Raw genomic sequence first — 10,638 nt, 5'->3', positions numbered from 1 at the left:
ATGGCTGCCTTGAATGGTTACCTGGATGTCCATCGCACTGGTTACCTCAAATTTCCAAAAACTGGTTATTTTTACACGCCACGGTAGGGCCTAAGCTTACGCCCATAGTCCTGATTGCAGGACGCAACGTGAACTTAACGGAGTGAGCCATGGAACAACGTCTCGATTTCTACAAAGCCAGCCCGGGGGCTCTCAAGGCGATGCTGGGCCTCGAAGAGCAGGTCAGCACGTCCGGCCTGGAAAAGTCGCTGCTTGAACTGGTGCGCCTGCGCGCCTCGCAGATCAACGGCTGCGCCTTCTGCCTCGACATGCACGTGACCGATGCGCGCAAGAACGGCGAGAGCGAGCGCCGCCTCGCCACCTTGTCGTCGTGGCGCGAAACGCCGTTCTTCACCAACCGCGAACGCGCCGCGCTGGAGTGGACCGAGTCTTTGACGCTGGTGGCGCAGGACCACGTGCCGGATGCGACGTGGCAGGCGGTCAAGCCGTATTTCACCGACGCCGAAATCGCCGATCTGACGCTGCTGATCGTGGCCATCAACGGCTGGAACCGGTTCGCCATTGCGTTCCGCAAGATGCCGGCATAACAGGGCAGGTTGTCTCGTCAGGAGGTCCGATGATCTGCGTACCGTGTGTTTTTACTTAAAGAACGTATAAACATTCAGATGCGTATAGGGTTTTGGGGTTGAGAGCCTGTTTGTCTTGCTGGAGTTCGGCTCCCCCTCATGCAACTGCGCTTCACTTGATTTGCTGTAATCAGCTTACGGCGGGACTTGCACGCGCAGGAGTGCTTCCATGCTGGACGCACCAAAAGAAAACCGCCCGGCCGTTGCCGGCCGGGCGGTTGATCCTATCCAGGTTGGCCGAAGCCGGTGTTAATGCGCCACGCTTTTCACCAGATCCTCCACCACCTTCTTGGCATCGCCGAACACCATCATGGTCTTGTCCATGTTGAACAGCTCGTTGTCGAGACCGGCGTAGCCGGCGTTCATCGAACGCTTCACCACGATCACCGTGCGCGCCTTGTGTGCCTCCAGGATCGGCATGCCGTAGATCGGGCTCGCCTTGTCCTTCTGCGCCGTCGGGTTCACCACGTCGTTGGCGCCGATCACCAGCATCACGTCGGCGGTACCGAGGCGGATCTGATCGGCGGCCTGCGCCACCGCCTGCCGGCCGGAGGAGCAGAGGCGGTTGATTGTCAGGCCCGGCACGCTTTGCGGCAGGCCAGCCAGCAGTAGCCCGATGCGAGCAACGTTCATGCCTTGCTCGGCCTCCGGTATGGCGCAGCCGACGATGACATCGCCTATCAGGGCCGGGTCCAGTCGTGGGACCTGGGCCATCACGCTCTTGAGCGCATGCGCCAGCATGTCGTCGGGACGCGTGGTCTTGAACATGCCGTTACGTTTGGCCACCGGTAGCCGGGTAGGCGAATGTGGGCAGAAGCCGTTCATCGTCGAGCTGTTGCCCTGACGGATCGCACCGCATGCTGCGGCCTGTCACTTGCGTGAAGCATCAAAGCTCAGCCGGCAATCCGGTAGCGGGCGGCCGGTTGATCGCTGGAAAGGTCATTGGCCATCGCCTGGCGGGCCGCCTCGTAGGCTTCCCATTTCTCGACCGCATGCAGCGACGGGATGGTAACCAGCTCACCCCTGTCGAAGCCCACCAGGGCGGCATCGACCAGGTCTTCCGCTTGCATCACGATTTGTGCGGGCAGGTTCTCGACCGGCAGGCCGCCGGTGGTCCAAAAATCGGTTGCCGTGGCGCCGGGGAGCACCGCCTGCACGCGCACCCCCTTGTCGGCCAGCTCATGGTGTAGCGACTGGCTGAATGCCAGCACGAAGGCTTTACTGCCGCCGTACACGCCGTTGAGAATCTCCGGTGCGATACTGACGATGGACGAGATGTTGATGATGGCGCCCTTGCCGCGCGCGACAAAGCCCGGCACGGCGGCATAGGTCAGCCGGGTCAGCGCGGTGACGTTGAGCTCGATCATCTGGACCATACGCTCGACGTCGCTTTCCAGCAGCGGCGTATGCGTGCCGACGCCGGCGTTGTTGACCAGCAGGGTGATGCTGGCATCTTCGCGCAGCTTCGCTTCCACCCGGGCACGATCGGCCTGCTGGTTGAGGTCGGCATCCAGCACCTCGACGTTCCGGCCGGTTTCTGTGGTGATGCGCTCGGCCAGGGTGTTGAGGCGGTCGCGGTTGCGTGCCACCAGGGTGAGGTCGTAGCCGCGGCGGGCCAGGCGCTCGGCGTAGATGGCGCCAATCCCGGAAGAAGCGCCGGTGACAAGGGCGGTACCTTGCTGTGCTTGGGTCATGATGTCTCTCCACTATGAGGGGTTGCGGGGAATCCGTCAGTGCATGTTAGGGCCTATTAGTAATGTCTCAAATGACGTATAAAGTACTTATTTATGACATCGCTTGAAGGGCCCGCCCCATGCATCGGATCGGCTACGTATTGACGGAGGGTTTTCAGCTGCTGGCGCTCGCCACCCAGTCCGTTTTCGAGTTCGCCAACGTCATGGCCGGCGAACCTTTCTACGAGGTGGAAAACTATTCGCTGGCCGGCGGCATGATCCGCTCCTCGCTGGGGCTGGCGGTGAGTTCGCGCGCCCTGGACGAACAAAGCCAGGCCGACACCTGGATTTTCACCGGCGTGATCGACCCGCTCGCGCGCCCCACGCCGCCCGGGGAGCTGGCCTTTGCGCGCCAGGCCAGTCCGCGCGCCCGGCGCGTGGCCGCGATCTGCACCGGAGGCTTCGTGTTGGCCGAAGCCGGCTTGCTATCCGGCCGGCGGGCTACCACGCATTGGGCCTACGCGCGCGAGATGCAGAAGCGGCATCCTGACGTTCACGTCGAGGACGACCGCATCTACATGATCGACGGTCCGATATGGACTTCGGCCGGCATGACGGCGGGTCTGGATCTGGCGCTGGCGATGGTGGAAAAGGACCTCGGGGCGGACGTTGCGCGCTCAGTGGCGCACAAACTGGTGATGCATCAGCGCCGCGCGGGCGGGCAGTCGCAGCATTCGGAACTGTTGGACCTGGCGCCGAAGTCGGACCGCATCCAGAGCGCGCTCGACTACGCCCGCAAGCATCTGCAGCGCCCGCTGACTGTGGAGGAACTGGCGGAATCGGTCCATCTGAGCCCGCGCCAGTTCAGCCGGGTGTTCACCGCGGAAACCGGCCAGTCGCCGGCCAAGGCGATCGAGGGGCTGCGGCTGGAAGCGGCGCGACTGATGATCGAACAGAGCACCCACCCGCTGGACGTGGTGGCCCGCGAGACCGGGTTTCGCGACCGCCGGCATCTGCGTGAGGCATTCCTGCGCAGTTTCGGCATCCCGCCGCAGGCGGTGCGGCGGGAGGTCAGGGAACGCCCCTGACGCCGGCTCATTAATCGCCCCAGCGTCTCTAGACACGTTTGAGCAACAGAGAATGACTGCTACTCGGTAGCTGGCTGCCTGTGGGCCGGGAATTTATGAACGACCGCTCAGGCCGAGGTACAGAAGTTGGGCGACCGGCAGTTTCCAGAGCGTAGCGGTCACCTGAATGGCCGACGAGAAATGCGCACGTGAATGACCGAGCGCATGAGCTGCATCGGCCATGTCCCATTCAACGACAGATGGCATCCCGAGACGCCGGGCGATTGCCGTCTCTATCTCGGCGAGCGAAGCTTCTCCGTTCTCTGCAAATAGAAGGCGCCTGGCGATGTGGCATACATGGCTTGCAGGTAAAGATCGACAACGTCATCGATATGAATAGTCGACCATCGATTCGATCCCTTGCCGATCACACGAACAGCACCGAATTCACGTGCCACGTCGGCCAATAGCGGAATTTGAGCGCTCTCGCGCTCTATACCACTGAGGCGACGGGAACCGCCGGTAGTCCGGTCATGATCCCCCGGTGCCGAGCAACAGCACCATGCGCGCTTTTCCTAGACTGAACAGTTCGGGATCGGCATTCCGCTGCGCGCGCGATAGATGGCTGCCGCATTATTCGGCGAACCTCTAGTCCACTTCGGCTCGACTGCCGGCAAGCACAACCGCAACGTACAACGAGCGTCGTGCGGTGCACTGCACCGTATCGGAGAGCCGTGGCACGCAGAAAAAGTGGCCCGTCGGGAAGACTGTTTTAAATCGGGTGGAAAAATCTGTCTCAAACGCTCGTCATTCATTCGTCCACAGCACCGCTTGCCGCGCGGAGGACTTGCCGCAGAGCGTTTCGATCAGATAGTCGACGAATGACGCGATCCGCGACGACACTGCCGTGTTGCGGTAATAGACGGCATGAATCGGCTGGCGTACGTCTTGAATGTGGGACGCGAGGACCTGCACGAGGCGCCCGGATGCGCGATCCTGCGCGGTCATGAAATCCGACAGGCAGACGATCCCCGCCCCGTCGAGCGCGAGTTGCCTGAGCGTCTCACCGCTCGATGTCCACACCGCCGGCGCGATCCGGTACGGCTCGCCATCCGCGCCGAGTATCGGCCACACGTTCAGCGACTCGGGCTGGTTGAAGCCGAGCAGCGCATGCTTGCCAAGTTCCTCGACCGTACGCGGCTGCCCGTGTGCGTCGAGGTAGGCGGGGCTGGCGAGAATGCGCACCCGGCTGTGGCCGATCAGCCGGCTGTGCAGCGTCGAGTCCTTCAGGTGGCCGATCCGGATTGCGACGTCGGTGCGCCGCTCGAGCAGATCGATGATGCCTTCGTTACTGTTCAGCTCCAGCTCCACCTGCGGAAACCGTTCGCGATAGCCGCGTACCAGTGGCACGACTACGTGCAGCATGAACGGCGTCGCGGCATCGACCCGCAGGCGGCCGGAAGGCATTTCGCGCCGCGCGAGCATCTGTTCCTCCGCGCTTTCGACCGAATCGATGATCGCCCGCGCATTCTGCAGGAATGCCCGTCCTTCCTCGGTCAGCTCCAGGCGGCGCGTGGTCCGGCGCAGCAGCGTGGTCTTCAGTTTTTCCTCGAGCCGCGCGAGCGAGCGGCTCGTTGCCGACACGGTAAGGTCGAGCTGCTGCGCGGCAGCGGTGATCGAGCCGGTGTCGACCACAGTGGCGAAGGCCTGGAGTTCGTCGAGCGTGACTTTCATTGTTGAATTTAAATCAAAATAATTTCGTTTATAGGCTAGTTTTTACGCAAAAGTAAAGTGGGCACACTGTGTCCATTCCTACCGGTCCCCCGGATGCCCATCGTGCTACTTGCTCTACTCGCGCTGACGATCAGCGCCTTCGCCATCGGAACGACCGAATTCGTGATCGCCGCGCTGATGGCGCAGAGCGGTTCGCTCGACCAACGTGACAGCCTGCCCGAGTGCACCGCCGACCCTGTCGAACAGCTCGCCCACTGAACGCTTACCTTTTTACCCTGGAGATCACCAGCATGAACGCATCGACCCAACTTCCGCCGTTTGCCGGCAAGACTTTCGAAGTCCGCTACGACGGGCTCACCGCCCTCAATGCCTATGCCGACGACGGCATCCACATGCGCTACGAGATCACCGAAGGCGCCTTTGCGGGTGCGACGGGTGAAGTTGCCTACACATGGCAGCACGTCGCCGGCGAGATCTACGTGATTTCGTGGCAGGAAGCCGACCGCTCTACCGTGGTGCATATCGACGACTTCGCGGCCGGTACTTCGCGTTCGTTCTTCACCGCACCGTCGCTTGATTTCTATCGACTCGAAGGCAGCCTGCGCGCGCTCTGAACAGGTTCAGATCATGTCCACCTCACTCGAAAAACTGACCCGCGGTGGCTTCAGCATCGGCATCGAGCTGCCGCTCGACAACGACTGGACGCCCGAAGGCGAGGCGCGCCGCCAGCGCGATGGGCGACGCCCCGGCGTGCCTGACCTAGCAAGCCACGCGAAGCTCGCGCAACTCGCGCAACTCGCGCAACTCGCGCAACTCGCGGACACGCTCGGCTTCCGTGCCCTCTGGGTGCGTGACGTGCCGCTGTACGACCCGTCGTTCGGCGACGCCGCCCAGGTGTTCGAAGTGTTTTCGTACCTCGGCTATCTCGCCGGCGTCACGCGCGACATCCTGCTCGGCACGGCGGCCGTGGTGCTGCCGCTGCGCGAACCGCTGCTGACGCTGAAGTCGGCCGCGACGATCCAGGAACTGAGCGGTGGCCGCCTGCTGCTGGGCGTCGCGAGCGGCGACCGCCCGGTCGAGTACCCGCTGTTCGGCCGCGACTTTGAATCGCGCGGCGCCAACTTCCGCGAGCAGATCGCGCTGCTGCGCGACGGGGCGCGCAGCCATCTGCCGCCCGGGCTGGAGGTGCTGCCGGCGGCACGCACGCCGCTTCCGCTGTTCGTCGCTGGCCTCGCGCAGCAGACGCCGGAATGGATCGGCGAGCACATGGACGGCTGCCTCGCCTACCCCGGCACACCGGACGACCATCGGCGCCGCGCCGCCAGCTGGCGCGCCGTCGCCGGCATCAAGCCGTACACCAGCTTCATCCATCTCGACCTTGCCGCCGATCCGCACGAGCCGCTGCAACGCCATCGCTTCGGCGCACGGGCGGGGCGCCTCGCGCTGATCGATGAACTGGCGGCAATGCGCGAGGCGGGCGTACAGCACATCGGCCTGCATTTCCGCCGCAATCGCCGTCCGCTCGACGAGACGTTGGCCGAAATCGCCAGCGAAGTACTTCCGCATTTCCATGACGATCAGAAGGAGAACGCGACATGGACCAGCCTGTAACCGCAACATCAGATCGATCGGGGAAGGAATGGCTGTCGCTGCTGGCGCTGGCGATTGGCGCCTTCAGCATCGGCACCACCGAGTTTTCTCCGATGGGGCTGCTGCCGGTCATCGCCGAAGGCGTTTATGTCTCCATCCCGACCGCCGGCATGCTGATTACCGTCTACGCCATTGGCGTCATGGTCGGGGCGCCGCTGATGACCATCGTTTTGTCCCGTTGGTCGAGGCGTACCGCACTGATCGCGCTGATGGGCATTTTCACCCTCGGCAACCTGCTATCGGCGGTGGCGTCGGACTACACGACGCTGCTGCTGGCACGCCTCGTCACGAGCCTCAACCACGGCGCGTTCTTCGGACTCGGTTCGCTCGTCGCGGCGAGCGTGGTGCCCCGCCACAAGCAAGCCAGTGCAGTGGCCACCATGTTCATGGGGCTGACTATCGCCAATATCGGCGGCGTTCCCGCCGCGACCTGGCTTGGGCAAACCATTGGCTGGCGGATGTCGTTCGCCGCGACGGCAGGGCTCGGGATTCTGACGATGCTGATCCTGCGGGCCGCTCTTCCTAAGGGCGAAGCCGGAAAAGTCCCGCATGTTCGCGGCGAATTGAAGGTGCTGACCCGCCCGGTGGTCTTGATGGCCATGGCCACCACGGTGCTCGGGGCAGGCGCGATGTTCACGCTCTACACCTATATCGCGCCGACGCTCGAACATATCACCGGCGCGTCGCCGAACTTCGTGACCGCCATGCTGGTGCTGGTCGGTGTCGGCTTCTCGATCGGCAACCTTGCCGGCGGCCGGCTCGCAGACCGCTCGCTCAATGGCAGCCTGATCGTTTTCCTGGTCCTGCTCGTCGCCATCATGCTGGCGTTTCCGCTGCTGGCGAAAACCCCGCTGGGGACCGCTTTCGCCGTCGTCGTCTGGGGGGCTGCGACCTTCGCCGTCGTTCCACCATTGCAGATGAGGGTGATGCGCGCCGCGGCGGAGGCGCCGGGGCTCGCCTCTTCGGTCAACGTCGGTGCCTTCAACCTCGGCAATGCCGTCGGTGCCGCCGCCGGTGGTGCCGCCATTTCGGCGGGCTTCGGCTACGAAGCCGTACCGCTGGTCGGTGCCTTGATTGCCGCGTCGGGACTGCTGCTGGTGATCGTGCAGATCGTCCTGCAACGCCAGCCTAAGCCCGGCCAGCTCGCTGAAGCTTCGTCGATCAATATTTGATTTTTTCTCAACTGTAATTCGCGCTTACTGCTGTTTTTCGCATAGATCGGGATTGGCACAATCCCTCCATCGACTTCATTGCTCAACCCCCCACGGAGAACATCATGACCAGTATTCCTGCCTTCGGCCTTGGTACCTTCCGCCTGCAAGGCCAGGTTGTCATCGACTCGGTCCGCACCGGCCTCGAACTCGGCTACCGCACCATCGACACCGCCCAGATCTACGGCAACGAAGCGGAAGTGGGCGAAGCGATCGCCGCTTCCGGCGTGCGCCGCGAAGACCTGTTCCTGACGACGAAGATCTGGGTCGACAACTACGCCAAGGACAAGCTCGTGCCTAGCCTCGAGGAAAGCCTCGCCAAGCTGCGCACCGACTACGTCGACCTGACCCTGATCCACTGGCCGGCCCCAGGCAACGGCGTGTCCATCGACGAATTCATGACCGCGCTCGCCGACGCGAAGGCGAAGGGCCTGACGCGCCAGATCGGCATCTCGAACTTCAACATCGAACTGACGAAGCAGGCGATCGCCGTGGTCGGCAAGGACGCGATCGCGACCAACCAGATCGAGCTGAGCCCGTACCTGCAAAACCGCAAGCTCGTCGACTTCCTGCAGAACGAAGGCGTCCACGTCACCTCGTACATGACCCTCGCGTACGGCAAGGTCCTCGGTGACCCGGTGATCGGCGCGATCGCGCAGCGTCATCAGGCCACGCCGGCTCAGGTGGCGCTCGCCTGGGCCTTGCAGCTCGGCTACTCGGTGATCCCGTCGTCCACCAAGCGCGAGAACCTTGCCAGCAACCTGCTCGCGCAGAGCCTGCGCCTGAGCGACGAGGACATGGCACAGATCGCCACGCTCGAGCGCAATGGCCGCGAAGTCGACCCTGCCGGCCTTGCGCCACAGTGGGACTGAGTGCACCGGCCTTTTCTTAAGAGGAGTGGCTAAAAACCCCCTGATGCTGCGTTGCGCCGGCTTGCCGCACCGCTTGTACTGTCTGCGTCGGCGCGCCTTGCCTCAGATGTAAAACTGATTTTTGTTAGCCGCTCTAAGCCCCGTCCGCGGCCGGTTGGCCGCGGACCCGACAGGATAAGCATCCTGCCCCAGGATTCTCTGTTTCAACCGCTGCAGCTCCGCGCACTGACACTGCCGAACCGCATCGGCGAGAACCTGCAAGGGCCTCAACCAGCCGCTCATCGTTGTAGGAAAAGACGGTCTGTACCGGGAAGCCATCCCCCACCCAGTGGGGTTCGCCAGCCCGGTGAATGCTCAGGATGTTACGTATGGTGCTGTCTTTAATCGGGTGCCGTGCAGGCTCGGGGCGCGGCTAACTCCTTGTCGCGGCATTCCGGGCGGTCGAGATCTTTGCCCCTTGCAAGAGCGTCTTTGTCACTGGCGTCTTAGCCGCGACGGCCAGCAGTTGCGTCCATTGCTCATCGGTCAAGGGGGCATTGCTGTGCAGTTGGCGCTCTATGAAGGTATTGCCCTCCGAATCTTTGGCCAGGTTCAGAGTGATGTGGAGTTCTCCCAGATTCCAGCCCTTTTTCTCGGCGTACATCCGCAAGGTGATGGCGGTGCAGGAGCCTAGGCTTGCCAGCAAGTAGTCGTATGGCGCAGGGCCGGCATTCTGCCCCCCCGACGATACCGGCTCATCGGCGAGGAGCTCGAAGTCTGCGGTGTCGATCAACTGCGTGTAATTGAACGGCGTGGACGTCACCGTGACCGAAGCTATTTGTTTCATGAATGGATCCCTCAAGGATCAGCATAAATTCCATATTAAGACGAATGAGCTATAGTGTTAGCCGCCCTAAGACGAACAGCAAGTCTACTAATATTGAACAATGCGCTACCGACTGAACGATATTGAAGCCTTCCTGCTGGTGATGGAGACTGGGAGCTTTACGGCGGCCGCCTTACGCCTCGATCTCTCCAAGTCGGCCATCAGCAAACGGATTAATGACCTGGAGCAGGCACTGGGTGCCCAGCTGCTACACCGATCCACTCGGGGAGTGATCGCTACCGACCGCGGGCAACTCTTCTATCAGAAGGCACGGGAGCTGATACTGCAGCTCGACGACGCGGCCACGTCGGCGATTGAGGAGGAGGGGAATCTATGTGGCCAGGTGCGCATCGCAGCACCAATGACCTTCGGCCGGAAATACCTGGGGCCGATGCTGTTGGAGCTAATGCAGCAGCACCCCAACCTGGACTTGATCATCGATCTCGATGACCGCATGGTGGATGTGGATGGCGGTGGCTACGACTTGGCAATCCGGATTACCCAGCCACTCAAGGACATGTCACTGATCGCACGTAAGCTGGCCATCAGTCGCCGCGTCGTCTGCTGTAGCCCGAACTATGCGGAGCACCATGGCTTGCCCAAATCACTCGACGAACTGGCAGCCCATCGCTGCATCGGCTACGCCTACGTCCATTCCGGGCAGCTGTGGCAATTCGAGCCGGTCGGGCAGAATAACCGGGTACGAACGGCAGTAGTGAAATCAACGCTGGTATTCAACAACGGCGAAGTGATGTGCGATGCCGCCATCGCCGGCCTTGGCATCTGCTTGCTGCCGCGGTTCATCGCTGCCGAGGCGCTGCGCGATGGGCGCCTAATCGAGGCCCTACCCGACACCCCCATCCCTGACACCGTCTACGCGCTATACCCCAGCCGCCGATTTCAGAGCCGCAAGGTCCGCACCGTGCTTGACTACTTGCGC

General features: G+C 62.6%; 12 protein-coding genes. 8 read left to right on the top strand and 4 right to left on the bottom strand.

Annotated elements, in window-relative coordinates:
* The first annotated feature begins 149 nt into the window (after positions 1 to 149).
* Positions 150 to 587, top strand: a complete 438-nt coding sequence (locus tag B9N72_RS20325; protein ID WP_085277980.1) for a carboxymuconolactone decarboxylase family protein — start codon at positions 150 to 152, stop codon at positions 585 to 587.
* Between the two features lie 288 nt (positions 588 to 875).
* Here B9N72_RS20325 and B9N72_RS21530 read toward each other — a convergent pair whose 3' ends face one another.
* Together B9N72_RS21530 and B9N72_RS20315 are read right to left on the bottom strand one after the other, a co-directional pair.
* A complete protein-coding gene (locus B9N72_RS21530; RefSeq protein WP_085277979.1) occupies positions 876 to 1,451 on the bottom strand; it encodes an NAD(P)(+) transhydrogenase (Re/Si-specific) subunit beta in 576 nt (191 codons plus the stop codon).
* Between the two features lie 68 nt (positions 1,452 to 1,519).
* Complete coding sequence (locus B9N72_RS20315; RefSeq protein ID WP_085277978.1) at positions 1,520 to 2,320, bottom strand: SDR family NAD(P)-dependent oxidoreductase; 801 nt, start codon at positions 2,318 to 2,320, stop codon at positions 1,520 to 1,522.
* Between the two features lie 119 nt (positions 2,321 to 2,439).
* Between B9N72_RS20315 and B9N72_RS20310 the strand changes: the two genes are divergently transcribed.
* A complete protein-coding gene (locus B9N72_RS20310; RefSeq protein ID WP_085277977.1) occupies positions 2,440 to 3,387 on the top strand; it encodes a GlxA family transcriptional regulator in 948 nt (315 codons plus the stop codon).
* Positions 3,388 to 4,173: 786 nt separating this feature from the next.
* Here B9N72_RS20310 and B9N72_RS20300 read toward each other — a convergent pair.
* Positions 4,174 to 5,100: a LysR family transcriptional regulator gene (locus B9N72_RS20300; protein ID WP_085277976.1), complete on the bottom strand. Its 927-nt coding sequence runs from the start codon at positions 5,098 to 5,100 to the stop codon at positions 4,174 to 4,176.
* Between the two features lie 102 nt (positions 5,101 to 5,202).
* Here B9N72_RS20300 and B9N72_RS21170 point away from each other — a divergent pair, with 102 nt between their 5' ends.
* From B9N72_RS21170 to dkgB, 5 genes are all read left to right on the top strand, one after another.
* Positions 5,203 to 5,358 carry a hypothetical protein gene (locus tag B9N72_RS21170; RefSeq protein WP_200811095.1) on the top strand — a complete coding sequence of 52 codons (156 nt, stop codon included), beginning with the start codon at positions 5,203 to 5,205 and terminating at the stop codon, positions 5,356 to 5,358.
* 32 nt (positions 5,359 to 5,390) lie between these two features.
* Positions 5,391 to 5,714 (top strand): MoaF-related domain-containing protein, encoded by a 324-nt coding sequence (locus B9N72_RS20295; protein ID WP_085277975.1) that lies wholly within the window; start codon positions 5,391 to 5,393, stop codon positions 5,712 to 5,714.
* Positions 5,715 to 5,727: 13 nt separating this feature from the next.
* A complete protein-coding gene (locus B9N72_RS20290; RefSeq protein WP_085277974.1) occupies positions 5,728 to 6,711 on the top strand; it encodes a TIGR03571 family LLM class oxidoreductase in 984 nt (327 codons plus the stop codon).
* Positions 6,696 to 7,922, top strand: coding sequence for an MFS transporter (locus B9N72_RS20285; RefSeq protein ID WP_085277973.1), 1,227 nt, complete (start codon positions 6,696 to 6,698; stop codon positions 7,920 to 7,922). The genes B9N72_RS20290 and B9N72_RS20285 overlap by 16 nt, the downstream gene beginning before the upstream one ends.
* 104 nt (positions 7,923 to 8,026) lie before the next feature.
* Positions 8,027 to 8,833: a 2,5-didehydrogluconate reductase DkgB gene (gene dkgB, locus B9N72_RS20280; RefSeq protein WP_085277972.1), complete on the top strand. Its 807-nt coding sequence runs from the start codon at positions 8,027 to 8,029 to the stop codon at positions 8,831 to 8,833.
* A gap of 412 nt (positions 8,834 to 9,245) precedes the next feature.
* Here dkgB and B9N72_RS20275 read toward each other — a convergent pair whose 3' ends face one another.
* Positions 9,246 to 9,659, bottom strand: a complete 414-nt coding sequence (locus B9N72_RS20275) for an OsmC family protein (protein ID WP_085277971.1) — start codon at positions 9,657 to 9,659, stop codon at positions 9,246 to 9,248.
* 100 nt (positions 9,660 to 9,759) lie between these two features.
* On the opposite strand from B9N72_RS20275, the gene B9N72_RS20270 reads away from it, so the two are divergent.
* Positions 9,760 to 10,638, top strand: an 879-nt coding sequence (locus tag B9N72_RS20270; protein WP_085277970.1) for a LysR family transcriptional regulator, incomplete at its 3' end; no start/stop codon positions are given.

The sequence above is a fragment of the Pseudogulbenkiania subflava DSM 22618 genome (assembly GCF_900177275.1).
In the GTDB taxonomy this organism is placed as follows: Bacteria; Pseudomonadota; Gammaproteobacteria; order Burkholderiales; family Chromobacteriaceae; genus Pseudogulbenkiania; species Pseudogulbenkiania subflava.
This window is presented reverse-complemented; position numbering and strand designations above follow the sequence as displayed.